At 27.0% G+C, this 24,679-nt stretch carries 25 protein-coding genes; 14 read left to right on the top strand and 11 right to left on the bottom strand.

Translation table 11 applies throughout. From position 1 onward, the window contains the following. The first annotated feature begins 1 nt into the window (after window position 1). The 7 genes from truA to mltA all read left to right on the top strand — a co-directional run bounded on the left by truA (window position 2) and on the right by mltA (window position 6,339). Window positions 2–727 (top strand): tRNA pseudouridine(38-40) synthase TruA, encoded by a 726-nt coding sequence (gene truA / locus CJ670_RS03900; RefSeq protein ID WP_105938917.1) that lies wholly within the window; start codon window positions 2–4, stop codon window positions 725–727. Further along, the gene (locus tag CJ670_RS03895; RefSeq protein WP_105938916.1) at window positions 724–1,374 is read left to right on the top strand and encodes a transglutaminase-like cysteine peptidase; all 651 of its coding nucleotides are present in this window, start codon (window positions 724–726) and stop codon (window positions 1,372–1,374) included. The genes truA and CJ670_RS03895 overlap by 4 nt, the downstream gene beginning before the upstream one ends. 115 nt (window positions 1,375–1,489) lie before the next feature. Beyond that, on the top strand, window positions 1,490–2,281 hold the full coding sequence (locus tag CJ670_RS03890) for a heat-shock protein (protein ID WP_105938915.1): 792 nt from the start codon (window positions 1,490–1,492) through the stop codon (window positions 2,279–2,281). 9 nt (window positions 2,282–2,290) lie between these two features. Beyond that, complete coding sequence (gene grpE, locus CJ670_RS03885) at window positions 2,291–2,866, top strand: nucleotide exchange factor GrpE (protein WP_105938914.1); 576 nt, start codon at window positions 2,291–2,293, stop codon at window positions 2,864–2,866. Between the two features lie 151 nt (window positions 2,867–3,017). Then, the gene (gene dnaK / locus CJ670_RS03880) at window positions 3,018–4,901 is read left to right on the top strand and encodes a molecular chaperone DnaK (protein ID WP_105938913.1); all 1,884 of its coding nucleotides are present in this window, start codon (window positions 3,018–3,020) and stop codon (window positions 4,899–4,901) included. An 11-nt stretch (window positions 4,902–4,912) separates the two neighbouring features. Then, window positions 4,913–5,215 carry a hypothetical protein gene (locus tag CJ670_RS03875; protein WP_105938912.1) on the top strand — a complete coding sequence of 101 codons (303 nt, stop codon included), beginning with the start codon at window positions 4,913–4,915 and terminating at the stop codon, window positions 5,213–5,215. Further along, a complete protein-coding gene (gene mltA, locus CJ670_RS03870; RefSeq protein WP_105938911.1) occupies window positions 5,212–6,339 on the top strand; it encodes a murein transglycosylase A in 1,128 nt (375 codons plus the stop codon). Before CJ670_RS03875 ends, mltA begins: the two co-directional genes overlap by 4 nt. Window positions 6,340–6,374: 35 nt before the next feature. On the opposite strand, the gene CJ670_RS03865 is transcribed toward mltA, so the two are convergent. The 4 genes from CJ670_RS03865 to CJ670_RS03850 are packed head-to-tail and all read right to left on the bottom strand — an operon-like array spanning window position 6,375 to window position 10,142. Beyond that, complete coding sequence (locus tag CJ670_RS03865; protein WP_105938910.1) at window positions 6,375–7,949, bottom strand: DUF8569 domain-containing protein; 1,575 nt, start codon at window positions 7,947–7,949, stop codon at window positions 6,375–6,377. Between the two features lie 13 nt (window positions 7,950–7,962). Then, on the bottom strand, window positions 7,963–8,574 hold the full coding sequence (locus tag CJ670_RS03860) for a lysophospholipid acyltransferase family protein (RefSeq protein WP_105938909.1): 612 nt from the start codon (window positions 8,572–8,574) through the stop codon (window positions 7,963–7,965). Next, window positions 8,574–9,878, bottom strand: a complete 1,305-nt coding sequence (gene miaB / locus CJ670_RS03855; protein ID WP_105938908.1) for a tRNA (N6-isopentenyl adenosine(37)-C2)-methylthiotransferase MiaB — start codon at window positions 9,876–9,878, stop codon at window positions 8,574–8,576. Before miaB ends, CJ670_RS03860 begins: the two co-directional genes overlap by 1 nt. A gap of 21 nt (window positions 9,879–9,899) precedes the next feature. Continuing rightward, entirely contained in the window at window positions 9,900–10,142 is a 243-nt protein-coding gene (locus CJ670_RS03850; protein WP_105911507.1) for an HP0268 family nuclease, read from the bottom strand. Between the two features lie 153 nt (window positions 10,143–10,295). Between CJ670_RS03850 and nusA the strand changes: the two genes are divergently transcribed. Together nusA and cysS are read left to right on the top strand one after the other, a co-directional pair. Next, the gene (gene nusA / locus CJ670_RS03845; protein WP_105911506.1) at window positions 10,296–11,465 is read left to right on the top strand and encodes a transcription termination factor NusA; all 1,170 of its coding nucleotides are present in this window, start codon (window positions 10,296–10,298) and stop codon (window positions 11,463–11,465) included. Window position 11,466: 1 nt separating this feature from the next. Continuing rightward, entirely contained in the window at window positions 11,467–12,870 is a 1,404-nt protein-coding gene (gene cysS, locus CJ670_RS03840; RefSeq protein WP_105938907.1) for a cysteine--tRNA ligase, read from the top strand. Window positions 12,871–12,896: 26 nt separating this feature from the next. Here cysS and CJ670_RS03835 read toward each other — a convergent pair whose 3' ends face one another. Genes CJ670_RS03835 through tgt form a run of 3 tightly spaced genes read right to left on the bottom strand, consistent with a single transcriptional unit; the run spans window position 12,897 to window position 14,705 of the window. After that, window positions 12,897–13,238, bottom strand: coding sequence for an arsenate reductase family protein (locus CJ670_RS03835; protein ID WP_105938906.1), 342 nt, complete (start codon window positions 13,236–13,238; stop codon window positions 12,897–12,899). Between the two features lie 4 nt (window positions 13,239–13,242). Then, window positions 13,243–13,533, bottom strand: a complete 291-nt coding sequence (gene gatC / locus CJ670_RS03830) for an Asp-tRNA(Asn)/Glu-tRNA(Gln) amidotransferase subunit GatC (protein ID WP_066168445.1) — start codon at window positions 13,531–13,533, stop codon at window positions 13,243–13,245. Between the two features lie 50 nt (window positions 13,534–13,583). Further along, window positions 13,584–14,705, bottom strand: a complete 1,122-nt coding sequence (gene tgt / locus CJ670_RS03825; protein WP_105938905.1) for a tRNA guanosine(34) transglycosylase Tgt — start codon at window positions 14,703–14,705, stop codon at window positions 13,584–13,586. A gap of 81 nt (window positions 14,706–14,786) precedes the next feature. Here tgt and CJ670_RS03820 point away from each other — a divergent pair, with 81 nt between their 5' ends. Genes CJ670_RS03820 through murC form a run of 3 tightly spaced genes read left to right on the top strand, consistent with a single transcriptional unit; the run spans window position 14,787 to window position 18,116 of the window. Then, window positions 14,787–16,226, top strand: coding sequence for a COG3400 family protein (locus CJ670_RS03820; protein WP_105911500.1), 1,440 nt, complete (start codon window positions 14,787–14,789; stop codon window positions 16,224–16,226). Beyond that, the gene (locus tag CJ670_RS03815) at window positions 16,223–16,810 is read left to right on the top strand and encodes a hypothetical protein (RefSeq protein ID WP_105938904.1); all 588 of its coding nucleotides are present in this window, start codon (window positions 16,223–16,225) and stop codon (window positions 16,808–16,810) included. Before CJ670_RS03820 ends, CJ670_RS03815 begins: the two co-directional genes overlap by 4 nt. A gap of 1 nt (window position 16,811) precedes the next feature. After that, complete coding sequence (murC, locus tag CJ670_RS03810) at window positions 16,812–18,116, top strand: UDP-N-acetylmuramate--L-alanine ligase (RefSeq protein WP_105938903.1); 1,305 nt, start codon at window positions 16,812–16,814, stop codon at window positions 18,114–18,116. Between the two features lie 32 nt (window positions 18,117–18,148). Here murC and CJ670_RS03805 read toward each other — a convergent pair whose 3' ends face one another. Genes CJ670_RS03805 through ilvC form a run of 3 tightly spaced genes read right to left on the bottom strand, consistent with a single transcriptional unit; the run spans window position 18,149 to window position 21,220 of the window. Then, window positions 18,149–18,931 (bottom strand): DNA-processing protein DprA, encoded by a 783-nt coding sequence (locus CJ670_RS03805; RefSeq protein WP_105938902.1) that lies wholly within the window; start codon window positions 18,929–18,931, stop codon window positions 18,149–18,151. Between the two features lie 42 nt (window positions 18,932–18,973). Next, the gene (locus CJ670_RS03800) at window positions 18,974–20,158 is read right to left on the bottom strand and encodes a divergent polysaccharide deacetylase family protein (protein ID WP_105938901.1); all 1,185 of its coding nucleotides are present in this window, start codon (window positions 20,156–20,158) and stop codon (window positions 18,974–18,976) included. A gap of 39 nt (window positions 20,159–20,197) precedes the next feature. Beyond that, the gene (gene ilvC / locus CJ670_RS03795) at window positions 20,198–21,220 is read right to left on the bottom strand and encodes a ketol-acid reductoisomerase (protein WP_105911495.1); all 1,023 of its coding nucleotides are present in this window, start codon (window positions 21,218–21,220) and stop codon (window positions 20,198–20,200) included. A gap of 108 nt (window positions 21,221–21,328) precedes the next feature. Between ilvC and CJ670_RS03790 the strand changes: the two genes are divergently transcribed. Continuing rightward, a complete protein-coding gene (locus CJ670_RS03790; RefSeq protein WP_105938900.1) occupies window positions 21,329–23,188 on the top strand; it encodes an RNB domain-containing ribonuclease in 1,860 nt (619 codons plus the stop codon). Here CJ670_RS03790 and fliW read toward each other — a convergent pair. Then, window positions 23,183–23,557, bottom strand: coding sequence for a flagellar assembly protein FliW (gene fliW / locus CJ670_RS03785; protein ID WP_105938899.1), 375 nt, complete (start codon window positions 23,555–23,557; stop codon window positions 23,183–23,185). The two genes, CJ670_RS03790 and fliW, sit on opposite strands and share 6 nt — an antisense overlap. A gap of 68 nt (window positions 23,558–23,625) precedes the next feature. On the opposite strand from fliW, the gene holA reads away from it, so the two are divergent. Beyond that, window positions 23,626–24,606, top strand: coding sequence for a DNA polymerase III subunit delta (gene holA / locus CJ670_RS03780; RefSeq protein ID WP_105911492.1), 981 nt, complete (start codon window positions 23,626–23,628; stop codon window positions 24,604–24,606). Window positions 24,607–24,679: the final 73 nt, after the last annotated feature.

Raw genomic sequence — 24,679 nt, 5'->3', positions numbered from 1 at the left:
TTTGAATTTAAAGTTTGAAATCTCTTATGATGGAAGCTCTTTTTTTGGAAGTCAAAAGCAAACAAATAAAAATACAGTTGAAGATGAACTTTTAAAAGCTTTTAAAAATATAAATATTGATACAAAAATAGTTTTAAGCGGAAGAACAGATAGAGATGTCCATGCTACAGGGCAGATTTTTAACTGTTTTATCCCAGATTATTGGGAAGATTTTTCAAAACTAAAAGAGATTTTAAACAATAAGCTTTCAAAAGCGGTTAAAATAAAAAAAATATCGAAAGTAAGCGATGATTTCCACTCAAGATTTAGTGCAAAAAAGAGAGTTTACAGATATATAATAAGTTCAAAACCAACAACTCCTTTTAATGATAAATTTGTAACTTATATAAAAAATATAGATGAAGAACTTTTAAAAAGTGCCATAAAAGAGTTTGTTGGTGTTTATGATTTTAAATATTTTCATAAAACAGGAAGCCAAAAAGAGAATACAAAAAGAGAGATTTTTGATACAAAATTCTATCAATATAAAGATATTTATGTTTTAAAATTTTGTGCAAACTCTTATTTAAGAAGCCAAATACGACTTATGGTAGGATTTTTAATAGCAATTAATGATAAAAAACTAACAATAATAGATTTGAAAAAACAGTTAAACTGTGAAAAAAATATATTTAAAACACCAATTAGTCCAAATGGTTTATATCTATCAAGGATTTTTTATAAATGATAAAATTAGTTTTTTTAATCTTTTTAAACTCTTTATTTTTTACAAATAGCTTTGCATACGAATTTACACTAAACTCAAAAGATAAAAATATAATAAATAATTCAAAACAAAAGAAAACTATTTTAAAAAGATTAGAAAAATATAGTGAGTTTAAAAAAGAGACAAAAAATCTTGATATTGATAAAAAACTAGGGAAAGTAAACTTTTTTATAAATAAAACTTTACCTGAATTTGATAGTCAAAGTGTTGGAATAGATGATTATTGGATGACACCCAAAGAGTTTTTTATTAAAGGTTTTGGAGATTGTGAAGATTATGCAATAGCAAAATATTTTACACTTTTGGAACTGGGAGTAAAAAAAGAGAGTTTGTATTTGGCAATTGTAAATGTAGAAGCTAGCGCTGGAACTCATATGGTTTTATTATATGTTGAAAATAAAAACTCTTCTCCACTAGTTTTAGATAATCTTAGTTTTAGAGTTCTTCCTTTTTCAAAAAGAGATGATTTAACTCCTGTTGTAGCTTTTAATGAACTAAATTCATATCAATTTACAAAAGATAAATTTACACAAATTGTAAGCATTGATTGGCAAAACAACAACAAATGGGAGAGAATTCTAAATAGAGTTTATAAGCTTAATGAGTAAAAATATATCTATTTATAATTTATAGAATAAATACTTGACAAACATTGACTCAATAAGATATAATTCTTTAGCAGTTTATGTGATAGAGTGCTAAAGTTTAGAAAAAGCAGGATTTATGATAGATAAAAAAGAGTTCTTATTACAATCTATTATTAAAGCATATATTGAGCATTTAGAACCAATAGGTTCAAAAGAGCTTAAATCTATGTATGAATTAGAGTATTCTCCTGCAACAATTCGTGGATATTTTAAAAAATTAGGCGATGAAGGTTTTTTAGCTCAAGAGCATATAAGTAGTGGAAGAACACCTACAAATGAAGCTTTAAAGCAGTATTGGATAGGAAAACTAAATTTTCCAATTTCTGGTGTTAATATAAAAGCTATAGAGTTTTTGGCTAATAAAATTGGATTAACAGTTATTTTAAAAAAAGAGAAAAGTGATATTTTACAAAATATTATAAATGTTGAAAATAAATATATAATTTTGGAGTTTACAACTTTTGTTGTAAATATAAAATTTAGCCAAGCTTTATATAAATTTTTGAGTGATTTTTTGCAAAGTTCTTTGAAAGATATTCTAAAAATATCAAAAGATGTTGGTGCTTATGAGCTTTATAGTTCTATAAACCACTCTTTACAAAATAGTGATTTTGATATTTTTAATTACAAAGAGTTTTTATCTTTGGCATTAAATTTTGATTTTGATGAGTTTACAATTAATAGATTTCTAAAAGGCTCGATTTTAGATGAGTTAAAAGAGGGTCTATATTTTGATGGTTTTTTACCACAAAATTACATAGGAATTTGTAAATTCTGCAAAATCAATAACGAAGATTATAAAATATTTGTTGTTGGTGAGTTATCAAAAGATTATGAATATTTTTTTGAACAAATTATAAATTTTTAAGGAGATAAAATGAGCGAATTAAAACAAGATGAAGTTTTAAATGAAGAGATAGAAAATACACAAAATTGTTGTGAAAGTTCGAAAGAGTGTTGTGAAGCAAAAGAAGAACAAAAAGAGGAGAGTTTGGAAGATATTATTTCTAAGCTTGAAGAGGATTTAAAGCAAAGTGAAGAGAAATTTTTAAGAGTTCATGCTGATTTTGAAAATATTAAAAAAAGATTAGAACGAGAAAAATATCAAGCAATTGATTATGCAAGTGAAAAATTTGCAAAAGATTTACTAACTCCTCTTGATACTTTGGAAATGGCTTTAAACTCTGCAAATGCAGATTTAAGTGCTGAAGAGTTACTTCCAAAACTAAAAGAGGGAATTGAACTTACAATTAAAAGTTTCATTACAACATTTGAAAAACACAATATCACAAAAGTTGATACAGCTGGTGAGTTTGACCCAAATATACATAATGCTGTAATGCAAGTAGATAGCCAAAATCATGAAACTGGGCAAATTGTAAGTGAGTTACAAAAAGGTTATATGTTAAAAGATAGGTTGCTAAGACCATCAATGGTTAGTATAGCAAACTAGAAATAAGATATTTTGACTATTTCGTCGTTAAATTTTTGGTTTGCCTTGAACTAGTCTAAAATCTAATATTTCTAAGGTTTTGTTTGACCGAAATGTCAATAAACTATGAATAGAATTTAAAATTAAAAAAACTTAATAAAAGGAAGAAAAAATGAGTAAAGTTATTGGTATAGATTTAGGAACAACAAACTCTTGTGTTGCAGTTTACGAAAATGGTGAAGCAAAAATTATTCCAAATAAAGAGGGGAAAAATACAACTCCTTCTATTGTTGCTTTTACAGATAAAGGTGAAGTACTTGTAGGAGATCCTGCAAAAAGACAAGCTATTACAAATCCAGAAAAAACTATATATTCTATTAAAAGAATTATGGGTTTAATGATGAATGAACCAAATGCAAAAGAGGCTCAAAGTAAAGTTGGATATAAAATAGTTGATAGAAATGGAGCAGCAGCTGTTGAAATTGGTGGAAAAGTTTATACTCCACAAGAGATTTCAGCAAAAATTTTAGGAAAACTAAAAGCTGATGCTGAAGAGTATTTAGGAAGTAGTGTTACAGATGCTGTTATTACAGTTCCTGCTTATTTTAATGATGCACAAAGAAAAGCAACTCAAGAAGCTGGAACAATTGCAGGTTTAAATGTACTTAGAATCATCAATGAACCAACAGCTGCATCTCTTGCATACGGCTTAGATAAAAAAGGTGAAGAGAAAGTTCTAGTTTACGATTTAGGTGGAGGAACTTTTGACGTTACAGTTCTTGAAATTGGAGATGGAACTTTTGAAGTTTTAAGTACAGATGGAAATGCTTTCTTAGGTGGAGATGATTTTGATAATAAGATAATTGATTGGTTAGCAGATGAGTTCAAAGCTGAAAATGGTTTTGATGTTAAAAATGATAAAATGGCACTTCAAAGATTAAAAGATGCTGCTGAAAATGCAAAAAAAGAGTTATCATCAGCTGAATCAACAGAGATTAATCTACCATTTATTTCTATGGGAAATGCAGGACCAATTCACTTAGTAAAATCTTTAACAAGAGCTAAATTTGAGTCTATGACTGAGAAGTTAATAGATGAAACTTTAGAGCATATAAAAGTTGCTTTAAAAGATGCAAACTTAAGCAAAGGTGATATTGATGAGATTATCATGGTTGGTGGAAGTACAAGATTACCAAAAGCAAACCAAGTAGTACGAGAGTTCTTTGGAAAAGATTTAAATAAAGGTGTAAACCCTGATGAGGTTGTAGCTGCTGGTGCTGCTGTTCAAGCTGGAGTTTTAAGAGGTGATGTTAAAGATGTATTATTACTAGATGTTACACCACTATCTTTAGGAATTGAGACTTTAGGTGGAGTTATGACAAAACTTATTGAAAAAGGAACAACAATTCCAGTTAAAAAATCTCAAGTATTTAGTACAGCAGATGATAATCAACCAGCTGTTTCTATTCATGTTTCTCAAGGTGAGAGAGAGTTTGCAAGAGATAACAAATCTTTAGGTATGTTTGAACTTTCAGATATCCCAGCAGCTCCAAGAGGTGTTCCTCAAATTGAAGTAACGTTTGATATTGATGCAAATGGTGTTTTAAATGTAAGTGCAAAAGATAAAGGAACTGGAAAAGAGAATAAAATTACTATTTCTGGAAGTTCTGGATTAAGTGATGATGAAATTGCAAAAATGGTTGCTGAAGCTGAAGCAAATAAAGATGTTGATGCTAAGAAAAAAGCATTAATTGAAGTAAGAAATCAAGCAGATGCAATGCTTCACTCTACTAAAAAAACTTTAGAAGAGAATGAAAATGTAGTTAGTGAAGAAGATAAAAAAGCTATTATTGATGCAGCAGCTGATTTAGAAGAGACTTTAAAAGATGAAAATGCTACAAAAGAGCAAATTGAAGAGAAGTTAAAAGTTTTAACTGAAAAATCTCATAAATTAGCTGAAGCTATGTATAAAAAAGATGGTGATGCTGCTTCTGGAGCAGATGCAAATCAAAAAGCAAAAAAAGATGACGATGTTATCGATGCTGAGGTAGAGTAAAACTCTGCCTTATGCAAACACTTATTTATATTTTTATTCTTTTTATAGTAGTAGTACTTCTAATATATATCTTTTTTAAATCAAAACAAAATCATCTTTTTTCACTATTAAGTGGTACTTGTCCTAGTTGTTTAGAGACAAAAAAAGTATTTTTTGATAAAAATAGTGATACAAATTTTACACAAGAGATAATAAAAACAAACGTTTTAAAATATCATGGTTGCTCTGGCATAAAAGATGTAGAATTTTTATGTACAAGTTGTGGTTTAAAAGAGATACATTCAATAAATTCTCAAATGGAGTGTAATATATGAAAAATTTAATATTTCTAGGTTTGCTTATTTTTTTAGTAACAGCTTGTTCAAAAAAAGATGAAAATATAAAAATAGAAAAAAAATATCCACAAAATAGTCTTGAATCAAAATATGAAAAAGATATTTTAAATGGAATGCAACAAGTCCCTTTTTCTCAAATAAAAGGTTTTTTTGATGATGATTTAAATCATGCTTTAGAAGTTTTCAAAAAAGATTGTCAAAAATCGCAAAGATATGAAGAGTTAAAAAATGTTTGCCAAAAAGCACAGCATACAAATGATGGAGCAATGTTTTTTGTATCAAACTTTCATGCATATAAACTTTATGATAATAATTTAAAAGATGAGGGAATGATAACAGGTTATTATGAGCCACTTTTATATGGAAGTTTGATAAAGACTCAAAGATATAAATATCCAGTTTATAAAATCCCAAAAGATTTAGTTCTTTCAAATACAAATAGTTTACAAGGTTATAAAAATATTGGAAAAAAAGTTGGTAAAAAAATTCTTCCTTATGATACAAGAGCTTCTATAGAAAAAAATCCAAACAATAAAAACCTTGAGCCAATAGCTTATGTAGATGATAAAATAGATCTATTTTTTTTACAAGTTCAAGGAAGTGGAAAAATACAACTTGATTCAGGAGAAGTTCTAAATATTGGATATGCTGGACAAAATGGACGAGAGTATAAAAGTATTGGAAGATATTTTATTGATAATGAGATAATTTCAAAAGATGAAATAAGTGTTCAAGCTATAAAAGAAGAGTTATTGAAAAATCCTTCAAAAATAGATGATATTTTAAATATAAATGAGAGTTATGTTTTTTTTAAAGTTGCAAATCAAGGAGCTACAGGAGCCTTAAATACTGTTTTAACTCCAAAAAGAAATATAGCCGTTGATAGAACATATATTCCTTTGGGAATGCCTGTTTTTTTAAATACACAAAATCCTATTTCAAAAGAACCTATAAATAAACTCACAGTTGCAGCAGATGTTGGTGGTGCAATTAAAGGTGAAATAAGAGCTGACTTTTTTTGGGGATTTGGTCCTGAAGCTTTAAACTATGCTGGAAGAATGAAGGAAAAAGGTAAGTTGTATGTTCTAAAGCCAAAATACTAAAAGAACAACAACTTAGTTTAAAATAGATAAATTTCTTAATTTTTTAGTTGATTAAACTCTATAATAAAATCAACTTCTATTCCTAAATTTGTATTTTTCATCAAAATAGGTTTTGAAATAGTTATTGAGTACAACTCACTATTTATATTTGTAAAGATATTAAATAAATCTTTTGGTTCTTTTATAATAGTGTTTACGCTATAAGTAAAAATTTCAACCTTATTTGCATTGTATGTTTCGATATATTTTATGATAGAGTGTTCTGGTAAAAGGATTTTTAACTGCTCATTTATACTATCTTTATCAAAAAGTTCATCTTGTAAATAATCTTTTGTGAATATTCCATATACAAGATCTTTAATCTCTAATTCATCTTTTGCTACAACTATTGCTTCAAAATTACTATCTTGTTTTTCATCTAGTTTTTTTGTCTCAACAATTTGATATATAGCGCTTAGAGATTGTTTTAATAAATCTAGATTTTCATTATCTTTTGATGTAACTTTTAGCTCTAATATTTTATTTTTTAAAACTAACTCATTTATCATTACATTTTGTGGAGTAGTATTAAAAATAGCTTTTATTCTATGCTCAATTTTGCTGTTGTTTAAAATATGATCAGGAAGTTTTTCAAGATTTATAGTTTTATTTGCTTCTATTAGATTTAAGTTTATTCCGATTTTTCTAAAATCTATCATATTGTAAATTTTGTATCCACCATAAAACATCATAGCAAATAGAATAAATACAAAAATATATCTAGAATCCTTTTTTTTCTTCTTTTTTCTTGGAACTACAAAACTTTTTAAAACATTTTGATTTCGTGATAAGCTAAAAAGTTCATCATTAATATCAACGCTATAATCATCTACTTTCAACATCAATTCAAGGCTTAGATTTGTTAATTGCTCTTTTGTAAGATTTCGTAAAGCAAACAAAAAAGAGATTTTTTGTATAAAAATATCTTTTTGAGACTCATGAAAATTTTTTAGAATTTTTTGTAAAAGTTCACTTAATTCAAGGTAATAAAGTTCATCAAAAAGTTTTTGACCCTCTAAATTGTCTTCATAAAAATGTGTTCTTTTTACAGCATCAAAAGTTAGCAAGTCTACAACTTCATTGTAAACTATCTTACTATTTTTATCTACTATTAAAATATAAGCTCGGTCGTTGTATATAAAAAATAGAAGTTCATTTTTTGAACTTTGTTTTTGAATATGAGCATTCATTATGTGAAAAGCTGAATATATATAATCAATTCCAGTTTTTCCAAAATAATTTTGTGTTTCAAATAGTGTTGTTTTTAATACAATAATATCGTAAGCATCATTGAAATTTATAATTTCACAATCTTTTACTTTTGGTGATATTGATTTTGGAATTAATTTAGTTGTATCACTTAAAAGTAGAGTCGATATATAGCTTAAATCATTTTCATTTTGTAGATTATTTAATTTTTGGACAATATTATCTGGAAGAATATCTCCATCTAGTAAAAATGTTGAGTGGTCTTCACTTATTTCTTTGTTATTTATATATTTTTTATACTCAACTTTTAGGTTGTTGTTTTGTTTTACAACATTTATAAACATAGTCTCTTTTTTAAACATTTTTTTTCCTATTTTATATTAAAGAGTATTGCAACATCTTTGTTTTTATTAAAGATTTTGCATCTTCTAGTTCCATATCTTTTACACTAAAAGGTTCGCTTATGTAAAAATCTATTTTACCAAAAGGTTTTGGTAATACAAATTTATCCCATGATTTAAACTGCCAATATTTTGAAGGTATGGCATTAAAACATCTAATATTTTTTCCGCTTTTTTGTGAAATTATTACAACGCCATCTGCAATACTATATCTAGGACCTCTAGGACCATCAGGAGTTATAGCAAGGTCATTCCCAACTTTTAACTCTTTTAATGCTCTTATTAAAACTTTTGAAGCACCATTTGAGCTAGAACCACGAACTGCACCACAATTAAAAAGTTCTGCTGTTTTTGTAATAATCTCTCCATCTCTATTTTCACTTATTATTGCTTTTACAACCCAACCTCTTCTAAAGTGATGATAGTTGAAGATTTGTGAAAGTAAATCACCATGCCACATACATAAAACAAAAGGTTCTTTGTCATCTTTAGGATGGTGATAAACTTTCTTATTTGTTGCATAAATAAATTTTGCTATTAAATATAACAAATATGGAGCATACTTTTTTTTGATTGACTTCCACATTACTCTACAATTTCGCCTTTTAAAGCTGTTCTTGTTGCACTTGTAATTTTTACATTTACAAATTTTCCAAGTAATTCATCGCTTCCTTTTGTAAATACCAAAAAGTAATTATCTGTATATCCACTTACTTCACCATTTGGTTTTAAACTCTCAACTAAAACATTTACTGTTTTTCCAATCATATCAGGCATTGATTTTTCTAAATATCTTTTATGAAGTTCTATTAGTTCATCAAGTCTTTCACTTCCAATACTGTCTTCTATTTCTAAATCTTTTAATTCAAGTGCTTTTGTATTTGGTCTAGGAGAGTATTTGAAGTTAAATATTTGATCAAATTTTACTTGATTTACAACATCTAAAGTATCTAAAAAATCCTCATGTGTTTCACCTGGAAACGCTACAATAATATCTGTTGTAATTCTTAAATCAGGAATTAACTCTCTCATTTTTAAAGCTCTATTTAAAAACCACTCTTTTGTATATCCTCTTTTCATAGCTTTTAAAATATTTGAAGAACCACTTTGTAATGGCATATGAATACATTTTGAGATTTTTGGATTTCTTGCAAACTCTTCTATAAAATCATCATCCATATGAAGTGGATGAGGAGATGTAAATCTAATTCGTTTTAAACCATCTATTTTTGATATATCTTGAAGAAGTTGTGTGAAGCTATATTTAGCTGTATTATTACTAAATCTTTTTCCATAAGAGTTTACATTTTGTCCCAAAAGTGCAACTTCAACAACACCATTATCAACAGCTTTTTGTATTTGTGAAACTATCATAAAAGGTGGAATAGATATCTCATCACCTCTTGTGCTAGGAACTATACAATATGTACACTCTTTATCGCAACCAACAGAAATATTTACACTTGTCCTAAAGTTGTTGTTATTTGCTATAGCAAACTCATATTGAGAGTCATCATTTTCAATACTGATTTCAACAGAGCCTTTTATATCAACAACATCTTTGATTTTTGAAATATTTCTAGCACCTAAAACAAAATCAACATAAGGAGCTCTTTTTATAATATCTTCACCTAAATGAGAAGCTGTACATCCACAAACACCAATTTTTGCACCATCTTTTTTTTTCTTATTAAATTGTCCAATTTCAGAAAATAGTCTTTGAACTGGTTTTTCTCGAACAGAACAAGTATTTATAATAATTAAATCAGCATCTTCAATATTTTGTGTAGAACTATAGCCTTTGTGTTTCTCAAGTTCTGCTTGAATATGTTTACTATCGGTGTCATTCATTTGACAACCTAAAGTTTGTATAAATAGTTTTTTACTCATATTTTTTATCACTATAAAATATTAAAGTGCATGAACCTCATACATATACTCATCATCGGCTAATCCAAATTTAATCTCTCTAAAATAGATATTAAATCCCTCTTTTTCTAAAGCTTCAACTAAAGCCATCATATCTTTGTGAGAGTTCTCTCTGTCAAAGTAAAGTATTTTTTGAACCTCTTTTTTTAACTCATCTTTGATTTTTTCCAATTGTACTTTTTTTGGCTTTTCATTTAATTCATTTCTAGCAAGTAATAATTCCATTTCATTAAACCTTTTTTTTCAAATAATCGTATATTTTAGTGAAAAATTGCTTTAATTTCTATAAAAGGTATTTTTGATATACTATTGCCCTAAAACTTGCATTGAAAATCAAACCTACCATTTCAATGTTAAAAAAAACTATAGGATATAATTATGGATAAAATAATAGATATTTTAGACTCAATAGCTTACGAAAAGGGTCTTAAGATCAATGATGTAGAAAATGCTTTAAGAGAGGCTTTGATTAAAACTGCTCAAAAAATGATTGATTATACTTTGATTTTTGATGCAAAAGTAGATAGAGCAAATAAAAAATTAACACTTTTTCAAAAAATAGAAGTTGTAGCAAATGATGATAAAAGATTATTTGAAGATTTAGAAAATGAAGATGGAACTCCTATAAATAAAGAGAATTTTATAGCAATAGATGAAGCAAAATCTATCAATAGTGATTTAGAACTAGGAGACTCTTTGAGTTATGAGTTGGAATTTGAAAATATGGGAAGAAATGCAGCAACAATTCTTTCAAGTAATTTTGAATACAAACTTCAAAGATTTGTAGAAGAAAATATCATGGTAAAATATAAAGAAAAAGTTGGAAAAACTGTATCTGCCGTTGTTACAAGAGTAGATAAAAATGAAAGCACTTTTATTGAAATAGGTGAAATAAAAGGTATTCTTCAAAGAAAAAATAGAATAAAAGGTGAGCATTTTAAAGTAGGAGATACACTTAAAGCAGTTGTAAAATCTGTAAATATTGATAAAAATATGGGTTTGATGGTAGAGTTATCAAGAACAAGTCCTAAATTTTTGGAAAATTTGCTTACATTAGAAGTTCCAGAGCTTAAAGATGAAAAAATTATTATTGAAGCAAGTGCTAGAATTCCTGGAAGTAGATCAAAAATAGCACTTATATCTACAAGCCCACAAATAGATGCAATTGGAGCAATTGTTGGTGTAAAAGGTGTTAGAATAAATGCCGTTTCAAAAGAGTTAAGTGGTGAAAATATCGATTGTATAGAATATTCTAGTGTTCCTGAGATGTTTATTGCTCGTGCTTTAAGTCCTGCTTTAGTAAATAGTGTAAAAATAGAAGAACATCCAAAAAATGGTGAAAAAGGTAAAGCAATTGTTACAATCAATAGTGAGCAAAAAAGTAAAGCAATAGGGAAAGCTGGATTAAATATAAGATTAGCTTCTATGCTTACAAAATATGATATAGAGATTGTTGAGATTGAAACAGGTGTAATATCTTCAAATTCTGAAATGAAAAAAGATGAAAAAATAACAGATGCATCAAACCTAGAGGCACTATTTAAATAGTATGAAAAAGATATATTTTTATGATACATCAAAAAAATCAAAAGTAGAATTTGTATCTTTAAAACCAAATATTGCAAAAATTTATGTTTGTGGACCAACTGTTTATGACAATTCTCATTTGGGACATGCAAGAAGTGCTATTGCTTTTGATTTGCTTCATAGAGTTTTAAAAGCAAATGGATATGAAGTAGTTTTTGCAAAAAATTTTACTGATATTGATGATAAGATTATCAAAAAGATGAAAGAAGAAGATAAATCTTTAGATGAAATTACAAATTTTTATATAAAAACTTATAAAAATGATATGGAAATTTTAAATATTTTACCAAATAGTTTTGAGCCAAAAGCTACTGAAAACCTTGATGCTATGAAAAATATGATAGAGAATTTACTTTCAAAAGATGTTGCATATAAAACAGATGATAGTGTATATTTTGATGTTTCAAAAGATAATTATTATGGTTCTTTATCACATCAAGCAAGTGATGAAAACTCAATTGCAAGAGTTGAAACAAATAATCAAAAAAGAAATAGCTCTGATTTTGCTTTATGGAAATTTGAAAAAGCCACTGATGTATCTTTTGCTTCAAATTTTGGAGCAGGTCGTCCTGGATGGCATATTGAGTGTAGTGCTATGATTGAAAAACATTTAGCATATAAAGATGAGCCTTTTCAAATTGATATTCATTGTGGTGGAGCTGATTTACTTTTTCCTCATCATGAAAATGAAGCTAGTCAAACAAGATGCGCAAGTGGTCAAAATCTTGCAAAATATTGGATGCACAACGGTTTTGTAAATATAAATGGTGAAAAGATGAGTAAATCTTTGGGGAACTCATTTTTCTTAAAAGATGTTTTAAAATCTTATAGTGGAGAAGTTGTGAGATTTTATCTTCTTAGTTCTTCGTATAGAGCTAATATAAACTTCAATGAAGAGGATTTACTTGTCTCAAAAAAAAGACTAGACAAACTTTATAGAGTGAAAAAAAGAGTTTATGAAATAGCTGCTTCAAAAGTGAATGAAAAGTTTGAAAACACTATTCTGGAAGCATTAAATGATGATTTAAATACATCATTAGCACTTGCTACTATTGATGAATTTATAAACAATTCAAATGATAGTTTGGATAAAAATTCAAAAGATAAGATTCTAAAACAAGAGATAGTTGCAAATATTAAGTTTATTGAAACTATTTTAGGTTTTGGGGGAAGTGATGCTTTCTCTTATTTTCAATTTGGAGTTAGTTTAGAGTTAAAAAAACAAATAGAAGAGTTAATTTTAAAAAGAACTCAAGCGAAAAAAGATAAAGATTTTGCAAAAGCAGATAGCATAAGAGATGAATTATCTTCTATGAATATTTCAATTATGGATACAGCTTTGGGAGTTGTTTGGGAGTATAGATAATTTTTTTTAAAGTTGTATAAGAAGATTTATAAAAAAATCTTCTTATACTCCTCTTCATTCCAAGCAACTAGAAGTTTGTCATCATACTCTATAACAGGTCTTTTAAAAAGCATAGGTTCATTTGCTAAATGCTCTTTTTTACCTTGCTCATCAAGATTTAACTCTTTTAAATTCATAGTTTTATACTTAGTCCCTTTTGAGTTAAAAAGAATATTTATATCAACTTTTTGTGACCATTTTTTGACAGTTTCTAAATCTATTTTTGTAGTTTTAAAATCTACAAAATCAACTTCTATATTGTTTTCTTTGAAAAATTTCAAAGCATTTCGCACACTTCCACAAGTTTTTATTCCGTAAACTTTTATCATGTTTTTACTCTATAATTTTTGGAACTACAAAGTAGTTATCTTCACTTTTTGGCGCATTTTTTAAAATTGCATCAGAAATCTCTTTGCTTGAAACTGCAATATCTTCTCTAAAAGGAGTTCCACCTTTTACTGTACTTGCTATTGCTTCAACATTTGAAACATCAACTTCATTTAAGTTGTTTACAAACTCAAGCATTTGAGAAATATCACTTTTTATTTTCTCTTTTTTATCATCTTCTATTTTTAAACTTGAAAGTTTTTCTAATTTTGCTATTAAATTATCATCTACAGTTATCATAAATTTTTCCTTTATTTTTAAAGTTTTTATTTTATCAAAAAAAAGATTTATTTGCCTCTTTTAGCATAAAAATCTTTTTTAAATTCCACCCAATTATCATTTAAAATAGCTTCTCTAGCTTGTTTCATTAAATCCAAGTAGTAGAAAATATTATGAATTGAAGCAAGTCTAAAATATGTTATTTCAGCAGCTCTTAAAAGATGATTTAAGTAAGCTCGTGTGAAATTTTTACAAGTGTAGCAAGAGCAAGTTTCATCTATTGGTTTAGCATCTTCTTTAAACTCTGCTTTTTTGATATTCATTCTTCCAAAGCTTGTAAAAAGTGTTCCATTTCTTGCATTTCTTGTAGGCATTACACAATCAAACATATCAACACCACGTTCGATATTTTCTATTAAATCTTCAGGTGTTCCAACTCCCATTAAATATCGCGGTTTCTCTTTTGGCATAAATTGTGTTGTCCACTCTACAGTTTCGTACATAAGAGCATTTGGTTCACCAACACTTAATCCACCAATTGCAAAACCATCATAATCACTCATTGCACAAAGTTGTTCGGCACTTTGTTTTCTAAACTCTTTATCTGTTCCACCTTGAATAATTGCAAAGATATTTTGATGCGTTCCAATTCCTTTAGCTTTTTGTTCCATATGATAATCAATTGCTTCTTGAGCCCATTTTGTAGTTCTTTCAATTGATTTAGAAATTCGCTCTTGTGTATTTGGAAGTGCTACTAAATCGTCTAAAATCATCATAATATCAGAGTTCAAATCATATTGAGTATCTAAAACACTTTTTGGTGTAAAGTAGTGACGGCTGCCATCAATATGAGATTTAAACATTATTCCATTTTCATCTGGTTTACTATTATTGCTCAGTGAAAATGCTTGAAAACCACCAGAATCTGTAAGAAATGAGTTTGGAAATTTTGAAAAACCGTGAAGTCCACCAAACTTTTTGATTAGTTTACTTCCAGGTCTTAAATACAAGTGATAAGTATTTCCTAAAATAATTTTTGTACCCATTTCTAGTAAATCAGTAGCATCTAAAGCTTTTACCGTTCCTTGAGTACCAACAGGCATAAAAACAGGAGTTAAAATAGTGCTGTGAGCTGTTTTAATTGTACATGCTCTTGCACCATTTGAGGTTGCGTCAATTTGAAATTCCATAGATATTATAAACCTTTTTTTAATTAAGGCTATATTCTATCTAAAATCTACTATTAAACTTTTTAAGATATAATTTCGCCCATGAAAAAGATATTAATTATACTTGATGGAATAGTTGCAAAGAAGCTTTTGCAGAGAATTGTAGAGTCAAATACAGGCGATAACAACTATGATGTTGTGTATATGAATGATGTGATTTTACCTATTCAAAAACCCTCAAATTTTACATTCTATAAATTTGATCCTACTTCAAATTCAAAATTATCAATGGTTCTTGACAAAAATATTCATAGTGAAGTTTTGATGGCACTTAGCTCAAAAGATGAGATGATGAGTGTTATTAAAAATATTAGAGAATATAAAAAAAATCTTCAAATTACTATTTTAGATTATTGGGGAATTAATATAAAAGACCCAATGGTTAGCGTTTACAAAGGAATTGATGTTTTAGCAAATGGAATGGTTGAAAGATTACCAAATGTACCAGTTTTAGCTCAAAATATTGGTTTAAAACAAGGCGAAATAATGGAGATAAAAATTCCATTTGGAAGCTCTTATGCTTATCGTTCTATTGATTCTATTGAGCAAAAAGATTGGAGAATTTTTGGGCTTTATAGAAATCAAAAATTAATGAATCTAAAATCATCTTTAGTTTTAAAACCAAATGATTTGATTTTGGTTATTGGAAGACCAACTGTTTTAATGAATATTTATAATGTTATAGGAAAAACTCAAGGTCAATTTCCTATGCCATTTGGAAGTAAAATCTATTTATATTTAGATCTATATTTAGAAGATGAAAAGAGTGTAAAAAAAGCTCTTAATGAAGTAAAATATCTAAATGAAAAATTAAAAAACTCTTTACTTATTGTAAAAGTTACAAGACCTACAACTGTAGGAATTATGGAACTTATAAAAAATGAATTAAAATATTTTCCTACAATAATTTTACAAATAGATTATGCAAATTTAGGATTTAAAGAGATAATTAAAGAAGATAGCAGAAAATATAATATTGGTTTGCTTGTTTTGACAAAATCTATGTTTAAAGATTTGTATAAATTAAGTTTTCTTTTGGAGTTAAAAATTCCAATTTTTAAAATAGGAGAAGAGAGTTTAAAAGCTTCAAAAAATGTTGGAATTGTTCTAAATGATAGTGCAAGTTATGAACAGATTTCGCCAATAGTTTTTGATGTTGCAACTCAATTAAAATTAAAAACAAAAATATTTGATTATGATCCAATAGGACAAAAAGACAATCAAGTAAGTTTACTAGACCACTATGAAAATCTGGCAAAAATTTTTAATGAAAAACTAGAGATTATAAAAGGTGTTGAAAATCCAATACGAGAGTTAAAAAAACAAAAAGAGATGTTGCAAATATTACCTTTAAAACAAAAAATGTTTAAAAAAAGGTCATTTATTAAATTTTTCTATACAAATAGTGATTTAGTTGCTTTTGATATGAATAAATTTAATCAAATCTTAATCCCAATTTCTGAAGAACAGGTACAAAAATGAACAAAGATGATTTAAACGAAGCTAGAACAAATCCAGATTTTCTAATATATTTAGAAGCAGCAATGCAAAATTCAATAAATAATCAAAATATAGAGATGATGTATGAAATTTTAGACACTATGCTAGTTTTAGATTTAGAAGAAGAAAAAACAAACAAAATTTATGATGAGATTTTAAAAGTTGCTACTCTTAATCTTCAAGAAAAATTAGAGAAAAATGAGTTATTAAAATTAGAAAATATTGATTTTTTAACTATTAGAGCTTTTTATGAACTTGCTATTGAAAAATGGTCAAATAGTGATTTTGAATTAGCAAAAGCACTATTTTTTACTCTTGCAAATAGTATTAATGATGAGTTTTTGAAAAAAAATATGGAAATTTTAATCATTTATTTATCAAAAGAGCTTGATTTTGAAGATTTTTATGAAGAGTTTGTGAATAAATATGAACTTGAATCTAAAGAAGAGTATGGCTATTTTATTACAAGTTTTAACTTTGATGTAGATGATTTTTTGAAAAATAATCAAGAGTTTCTACAAAAAGAGTATGAAAATTTAAAACATTTAATCGAAAAAAGGAAATAAATTGAAAGTTCATTTTATAGGAATTGGAGGAATTGGTCTTTCAGCACTAGCTAGATTTTTGAACTTTGATGGGCATAGTGTTAGTGGAAGTGATATGAAAAGCTCTTCAATTACAAAAGATTTAGAAAAAGAGGGTATAAAAGTATTTTGTCCACAAAAGGCAAAAAATATAACGGATGATTTAGATTTAGTAATTTATTCAGCAGCAGTTACAGATGAAAACCCAGAACTTATAGAAGCAAGACTTAAACAAATAAGAACTCTTTCAAGAAAAGAAGCACTTCCTATAATTTTAGGAGATAAGAAAAATTACTGTGTTGCTGGAGCTCATGGAAAATCAACAACAACAGCAATATTAGCAACAATTTTACAAAGTAGTGCATTAATTGGTGCTATTTCAAAAGAGTTTGGAAGTAATTTTAGATATGTAGATAAAACAGTTGCATTTGAAGCTGATGAAAGCGATGCCTCTTTTTTACTTTCAAATCCATATTGTGCAATAGTTACAAATGCGGAGCCTGAGCATATGGAGTATTATCACTACGATTATGATAAATTTTATGAATCATATGAAACTTTTTTAAATTTGGCAAAAAAAAGAGTTGTAAATGCTGAGGATAAAGATGTCCAAAAATTAAAAATTGAAGATGCAACATATTTTTATCCATCAAAAGATATAAAAAATCTTTGTTACACTTTAAAAGATGGACAACCTTGTACTAAATTTGATTTAAAAGATTATGGTACTTTTGAGGTTTGGGGATTTGGGTTTCATATAGCTTCAAATGCTTCTTTGGCAATAATGGCCGCTTTAAATGAGCTTGATATTGAGACTATTAGAAAAAATCTTTTAAACTATAAAGGTATTAAAAAGAGATTTGATGTCGTTCAATCAAATGAAAAATTTGTAGTAATTGATGATTATGCACATCACCCAACAGAAATTGAAGCAACTATGAAATCAGTTGAGTTATATGACAATCTTACAAACTTTAATAACAGAATAGTTCTTTGGCAACCTCATAAATATAGTAGAACAGCAGATAATCTTGAAGGTTTTAAAAAATGTTTTAGAAGATGTGATGAGCTTATTATTCTTCCACTTTGGACAGTTGCTGGTGAGAAAAAAATAGATATTGATTTTGAAAAAGAGTTTGCTAGTTATAATCCTATTTTTGCAGATAGAATAGTTTCTTATAAAGGTAAAATCGAGCTTATAAAAGATGATAAAATCATAAAAACTTATGATGAGGGAATATTTTTAGGCGTTGGAGCTGGAGATATTACTTATCAATTAAGATATTAATAGATATATTTTATATCTATTAATATTTGTGATTAGAGTACAAAAACTTTTCCATCTTTGATAGATATTTTGCCATCTAACTCATATTCCAAAATTTTATCTGGATATTTTAAGAGTACTTCATCATAAATTGGGTTATTTTTGCAATATTCTAAAATCTCATCAAAGCTATTTTCAAACTCAAAAAGCCCAACTCCAACAATATTTTGTATAAATTCATCAATATCATAAATTGCTTTTGCTAAGCCTTTTTTGATTAATTCATTTGTGGCTAAGCTTTCATTTATTCTATGTGGTAAAACAAAAATCTCTTTGTTTTGTTTAAGTGCAAATTCCACAGATGTCATACTTCCAGAGTTTAAATCAGCTTGAGTAACTATTAATTTTTCACCCAAAGCTACAACTATTTCATTTCTTTGTACAAAACTATAGATTCTTGCTTTTTCGCCCTCTTTAAAACTTGAAATAATTAAACCATTTTTCTCAATCTCAACAATTTGATTTTTGTTCACAGTTGGATATCTTATATCCAAACCATTTGCTACAACTGCAATTGTGTTATTTACTCCAGCTCCACTATGAGCTATACTATCAACTCCCATGGCAGCACCACTTACTATACAAATTCCATTTAAAGATAGTTTTGAAGCTAATTTATATGTAAACTCTTTTGTATAACTTGATGGTCTTCTTGTGCCTACAATTGAGATTTTTTTTCTTTTTAAAAGTTCACTATTTCCTATAAAATAGAGCTCTTTTGGGTATTTTTTCATAGCTTCAAGTTCTTTGATTTTAAAATCAAATTGATTTATCATAAAAAACCCTTGATAATTTTTGTATTTATTTTAACTAAATTTTTATAAATATGGAAGTTTGTTTAAAAATATCGGTTCAACATCGTTTAAAAGATGTTTTGACTCTTTTAAAACTTTGAAAGTAACTTCATAAGGATGTCCAATAGCTATTGCAAAACCTTGTTTTTTAGCAACTCTTATTGCATCTTTTAGCTGATTTTGAATAGCTGTAAAGCTTCTGTCATTATCTAAAAAAGTATCTCTTACAATATATGGCATTTGATATTTTATAGATAACTCTTTTGCTACAGAGTTTGGAGTTGTTTTACTATCTACGAATATAAAATTATACTTTTTTAATGCACGAAAAAGTTTATCCATCGCTTCATAATTTTCTGTAAAAACCGAACCAGTGTGATTATTTGTATAAATAGCATTTGGATACAAAGCTCTAAGCTGTTTTACTCGAGCTTCTATTTTTTCATAACTATCAGATATATTTAAAGTATCACTTTCAATATTTTTAAAGTTTTTAGAAGCTTGCATTGGAAAATGTATCATATGAAAAGGTAAATTTTGTGCAATAGAAGCAGACTCTTTTTGTGCACCATTAGGTGGTAAAAATGCCATATTTATAGGATATCCAATATTTAAAATTTTATCTTTTTGTGATTTTGTTACTACATCATCTATTATAATTACTAGTTTTGGTTTAGTTTTTAAATCATATTTGTAGCTATCTTTTTTTGTTATTAATTGTTTTGTTTCTTTAATTATAGGTTTTTCTATTTTAGATTTTTCTTCGATTATCTCTTCTTCTATCTCTTTTGAAGGTTCTTTTGGTTGTTTTATTTCTATATTTTGTTCAATTTTTAATTTTTCAATCTCTTTTTGTCTTTCTAAAACTTCTTTTAAAATATCTTTTTTTAGTTCTTTTTCAAAAATTTCTTTTCTATTTTCTTCTGTTTGTAAATCTTTTTCTAAAATATTATTTTTACTATCTGGATTTAGACTTTCTATAACTTCTTCCATAATTTCATCATTTGTATATAATTTTTGAGATTGTAAGATATTGTTGTTAGAAGAAGATTTTACTGTTTGATTATTTTTACTTAAGAAAAAATAAGCAAATAGTAGAAGTAGAAAAATAAGAGTTAAAAGTACTATAAAATTTCTTGCAAGATTTCTTTTTCTTAAGCTTTTTTTTATAGGTGAAATTTTTCGTTTTTTTCTTGTTCTTTTTGCCATAAGTTAGTTTTATTTTAAGAGCAAAAGCTCTTAAAATAATTAGTTAGTCTCTTGATTTACTATTTTTTTAGATGCAATCCATGGCATCATATTTCTAAGTTTTACACCTGTTTGCTCAAGTAAAGAAGCTCTTGTATATGCTCTTTCAGCATTCATTCTTGGGTATCCTGATTGTCCTTCAAGGATGAAATCTTTAGCAAATACTCCATTTTGAATCTCTTTTAAGATTTGTCTCATAGCTTTTTTAGACTCATCATTGATAACTCTAGGTCCTGATACATAATCCCCATATTCAGCTGTATTTGAAATAGAGTATCTCATATCAGCAATTCCACCTTCATACATTAAGTCAACGATTAATTTTAACTCATGTAAACACTCAAAGTATGCCATTTCAGGCTCATAACCAGCTTCTGTTAATACTTCAAATCCAGCTTGAACTAGAGCTGTAGCTCCTCCACAAAGAACTGCTTGTTCACCAAATAAGTCTGTTTCAGTTTCATCTTTGAAAGTTGTTTCAATAATTCCAGTTCTTCCACCACCAATTGCACTAGCGTATGCAAGAGCAACTTGTTTTGTATCACCAGATGCATCTTGATGAACTGCGATTAAATCTGGAATTCCTCCACCTTTTGTAAATTCACTTCTAACTGTATGACCTGGAGCTTTTGGTGCAACCATCATAACATTCATTTTTTTACAAGGAATAATTCTTTTATAGTGAATATTAAATCCATGTCCAAATGCTAAATAAGCACCATCTTTTAGGTTTGGTTTAATCTCTTTTTCATAAATTTCAGATTGAGTCTCATCTGGTAAAAGTATCATAACAACATCTGCAATTTTTGTAGCTTCAGCAACTGTTAAAACTTTGAAACCTTTAGCTTCAGCCTTGTTCCAAGAACTACCATCTTTTCTTAAACCAACAACAACTTCAACACCGCTATCTCTTAAGTTTTCAGCGTGTGCGTGTCCTTGTGAACCAAATCCAATCATTGCAACTTTTTTTGATTTTATTAACTCTATATTACAATCTTTGTCATAGAATACATTTATTGCCATTTATCTACCCTCTATTTTTTTAAAAATTTAGAAAGATTATACAAAAATATAGATAAATATTAGATTTAAAAGAAAAACTATATAATAGTGCAAATAAAAGGATAAGAATTGTTAAAAAATATATTTACAAAAATTGAAAAAAAGATATTTAATTTTTCCCAAGATGAAAAAAATATAATAGAAGATTATATAAAAGATGAGATAATAGTAAAAAATGGTGAAGATTTTGAGATAAATTCAAAATATAAAATTGGAGTTTTAAAAATAGAGAAGAATTTTGCTATTTTAGAAGATTTAGTAAACCCAATAAAAAATATTAAATTAGAATTAGATGCATTAAATGGAGCATTCAATAATGACTTAATTTTGGCAAAAAGAGTTTTTAATCCAAGAAGTAAAATTAAAGCAAAGGTTATAAAAGTACTTGAAGGAAAAAGAGCTGAAATTTTAGTATATGTTGAAGATGGTTCATTTTTTACTTTAAAAGAGAATATAGAATTACCTAGTAAAAATACAAAAACTTATACAAATGGCGATGTTTTAATCATTGATAATAAAGAGTTTAAAGAAATCAAGTTTATTGGAAATTTGAATGATGCAAAAATAGATGAATTTATAAGTTTGTATATTTATGAAGAACTTTATAGAGATGTTGAGAAAATTGAAATAGATGGGTTTATTGAAGATGATTCTAAAAAAGAAGAAATAAGAGTTGATTTAAGAGATTTACCATTTTGTACAATTGATCCAAATAGTGCCAAAGACCATGATGATGCTATCTTTTTTGATAAAGAGAATAACACTCTTTATGTAGCAATTGCAGATGTTTCACATTTTGTAAAAGAGGGAAGTAAACTTGATATTTTGGCTTTTAAAAAATCTTCAACAATATATTTACCAAGTAGAACATTGCCAATGCTTCCTCCACTTTTAAGTGAAAACTTATGTTCACTTAAAGAAAATGAAGATAGATACGCTTATGTTTTTAAACTAAAACTAGATTTAAAAAATTTAAAAGTACAAAATAGTGAACTACTTTGCGCAACTATAAAAAATCATAGGAATTTTTCATATGGAAGAATTGATAGAGTTTTAGAAAATAAACTTGACCAATATAATGAAAATGAAAAGAGAATTTTTGATTATCTTCTTCCTCTTTATGAAATTACAAAAAAATTTAGAGATGATAGATTAAAAAAAGGTTATGACTTTAGAACACAAGAGAATAGACTTAAACTAAAAAACAGTTTATTAGAAAATATTGAAGTGGAAAAATCAACATCTTCTCACCAATTAGTAGAAGAGTGTATGCTACTTGCAAATATTGAAGCTAGTAAAAAAGTTGGAGCTTTGGGAATTTTTAGAATTCATGAAGAGCCAAATTTTAAAGCGATATCAAAATTAATTGATGATGTTAATATTTTGGGAGTAAAAGCGAAATTAAAAAATAATGTACATGAAACAATTTCTCATATTCAAGAAGAATCAAATAAATTATTTTTAAGAGATGAAATAGATGAACTTGTTATTCAAAGTTTAACACAAGCAAAATATAGCTCAAGAAATTTAGGACATTTTGGTTTAGGATTTAGTTCATATTCACACTTTACAAGTCCAATAAGAAGGTATTCCGATTTAGTAATTCATAGAATTTTAAAGAGTAAAAAATTACCAAAAAATATAGATGATATTTGCACTCATATTTCAGAACAAGAAAGAAAAATAGATAAACTTGTTTGGGATTTTGAAGATAGAAAGTATGCAAGATGGGCAAAAGAAAATATTGATGGTGAAATTAAAGTAAAAATAGTTGATATTGAAAGAGCAAAGGCTGTTTGTTATGAAAATATGATTGGATTAAAAGTAACTATAGAAAATTATAAGGGACAAAAACTATTTTCAAAACATAAAGTAAAAATAGTTTCTAGCAATTTAGCAACTAAATTAATAGTTGCTAAAATATTATAAATTGATACAGTTATTTAAAGATGCTAAATAAGGTTCAACTTTTTCGCTTGTAACATATTGACCAACTAGTTTCTCTTTTTCATTTATGAAAATTGGAGCAACTAGATTAATAATTGAATGTTCAACAGGCTCTTGAGAAACTAAAATAAAATAAGTAGAAAAATCATCTTTTGATTTTATTTTTAAAGCGTCTAAAGTTTTATTGTCAATTTGAAAATCAAATGAAACTTTGTTTAAAACATTTATGTTTATGATAGATATTTTAGAACCATCTTCGAACTTTAAAAAAGAAACGAACTCGTCTACTTTCTCTACATCAATTTTTGAAAATTTTTCAAACCCTAAAATAGGAAGAACAACTTTATACATAATAAACCCCTTAGTAATTAAAATAAGAAAAATTATAATAAAAGTAAACTTAGGGTAATATTTTAACCATGTATAAAAGTGAATTTGATAAATATTTAAAAGCAGATAAAAGATTTAGTTCTTATATGTTTTACGGTCAATCAACGTTTTTAGTTGAGCAATATGCATATTTGGTCTCAAAAATAATAGCAAAAGATGAAGATGTAGAAAAACTATATTTTGAAGAGTATAATTTTAAATATGCTAAAGATAGACTTCTTCAGTCATCTTTATTTTCATCAAATAATGTAGTTTTGATAAAAATAGATAAGAAAATCCCAAAAAAAGAGTTAGATATTTTAGTTGAAGCTGCAAACTTAAATAAAGATAGCACACTTATTTTGGCTTGTATTGGAGATACTGATTTTAAATCTATGGAGAGTAGTTTTAGTGCTAAACAAAATGCTTGTGCAGTTAGATTTTTTGCATTAATGCCAAATGAAGCTATAGGTTTTTTACAAAATGAGGCAAAGAGATTAAAAATTGATTATGATGAAAATGCTTTGAGCCATCTATATTTTATGCACAGACAAAATATTAGTCTTAGTACAAATGATTTAAGTAAATTAGCCATTTTAAATGAAAGAGTAACTACTAAATTAGTAGATTTACACTGTTTTGGTGTGGGAAGTGTGAATTTTGATGATTTTTTACACGATTTTATCGCTTCAAAAGATATATCAAATGATTTATCACTTCTTTTGGAAGAGGGATTAAATGAGGTTTTTATCTTAAATCAAATTAGTTCATTTATTCAACAACTTTTTATGATTAGCTCACATGCTAGAATTTATGCGGTTGTAAATCCTATTGAAGTTTTAGGTTATAATCCACCAAAAAATATTTGGGAAAAAAAATCAAAACTAGCAATAAATATAAAACCAAAACGATTTTTAGAGATGCTAGAGTATATTTTAAATTTGGAATTAGCTATAAAAACAGAGAAAATTGATAATATAAATTTATATTTACAAGCAAGTTTAAGAAAATTTATAGTTTCATTTAGATAAAATCCCAAACTTTACAAAAAAATATCCTTGCTGATGAAATGGGAATGTAAAGAAAATCGGCACAATCTATAAG

This window comes from Arcobacter cryaerophilus gv. crypticus (genome assembly GCF_002993025.1).
GTDB classification, from domain to species: domain Bacteria; phylum Campylobacterota; class Campylobacteria; order Campylobacterales; family Arcobacteraceae; genus Aliarcobacter; species Aliarcobacter cryaerophilus_B.
Note: the sequence above shows the minus strand (reverse complement) of the source record. Positions and strands in the feature narration are given on the sequence as shown.

Bases quoted from the DNA above. Each gene is read 5' to 3' on its own strand.
- dnaK (WP_105938913.1), top strand. From the start codon at position 3,018: ATGAGTAAAGTTATTGGTATAGATTTAGGAACAACAAACTCTTGTGTT.
- CJ670_RS03865 (WP_105938910.1), bottom strand. From the start codon at position 7,949: ATGTTTAAAAAAGAGACTATGTTTATAAATGTTGTAAAACAAAACAAC.
- CJ670_RS03805 (WP_105938902.1), bottom strand. From the start codon at position 18,931: ATGATAAATCAATTTGATTTTAAAATCAAAGAACTTGAAGCTATGAAA.
- CJ670_RS03835 (WP_105938906.1), bottom strand. From the start codon at position 13,238: ATGATAAAAGTTTACGGAATAAAAACTTGTGGAAGTGTGCGAAATGCT.
- CJ670_RS03815 (WP_105938904.1), top strand. From the start codon at position 16,223: ATGAACAAAGATGATTTAAACGAAGCTAGAACAAATCCAGATTTTCTA.
- ilvC (WP_105911495.1), bottom strand. From the start codon at position 21,220: ATGGCAATAAATGTATTCTATGACAAAGATTGTAATATAGAGTTAATA.
- grpE (WP_105938914.1), top strand. From the start codon at position 2,291: ATGAGCGAATTAAAACAAGATGAAGTTTTAAATGAAGAGATAGAAAAT.
- tgt (WP_105938905.1), bottom strand. From the start codon at position 14,705: ATGGAATTTCAAATTGACGCAACCTCAAATGGTGCAAGAGCATGTACA.
- CJ670_RS03850 (WP_105911507.1), bottom strand. From the start codon at position 10,142: ATGGAATTATTACTTGCTAGAAATGAATTAAATGAAAAGCCAAAAAAA.
- holA (WP_105911492.1), top strand. From the start codon at position 23,626: ATGTATAAAAGTGAATTTGATAAATATTTAAAAGCAGATAAAAGATTT.
- CJ670_RS03800 (WP_105938901.1), bottom strand. From the start codon at position 20,158: ATGGCAAAAAGAACAAGAAAAAAACGAAAAATTTCACCTATAAAAAAA.
- fliW (WP_105938899.1), bottom strand. From the start codon at position 23,557: ATGTATAAAGTTGTTCTTCCTATTTTAGGGTTTGAAAAATTTTCAAAA.
- cysS (WP_105938907.1), top strand. From the start codon at position 11,467: ATGAAAAAGATATATTTTTATGATACATCAAAAAAATCAAAAGTAGAA.
- miaB (WP_105938908.1), bottom strand. From the start codon at position 9,878: ATGAGTAAAAAACTATTTATACAAACTTTAGGTTGTCAAATGAATGAC.
- CJ670_RS03895 (WP_105938916.1), top strand. From the start codon at position 724: ATGATAAAATTAGTTTTTTTAATCTTTTTAAACTCTTTATTTTTTACA.
- CJ670_RS03860 (WP_105938909.1), bottom strand. From the start codon at position 8,574: ATGTGGAAGTCAATCAAAAAAAAGTATGCTCCATATTTGTTATATTTA.
- CJ670_RS03890 (WP_105938915.1), top strand. From the start codon at position 1,490: ATGATAGATAAAAAAGAGTTCTTATTACAATCTATTATTAAAGCATAT.
- CJ670_RS03875 (WP_105938912.1), top strand. From the start codon at position 4,913: ATGCAAACACTTATTTATATTTTTATTCTTTTTATAGTAGTAGTACTT.
- mltA (WP_105938911.1), top strand. From the start codon at position 5,212: ATGAAAAATTTAATATTTCTAGGTTTGCTTATTTTTTTAGTAACAGCT.
- nusA (WP_105911506.1), top strand. From the start codon at position 10,296: ATGGATAAAATAATAGATATTTTAGACTCAATAGCTTACGAAAAGGGT.
- CJ670_RS03820 (WP_105911500.1), top strand. From the start codon at position 14,787: ATGAAAAAGATATTAATTATACTTGATGGAATAGTTGCAAAGAAGCTT.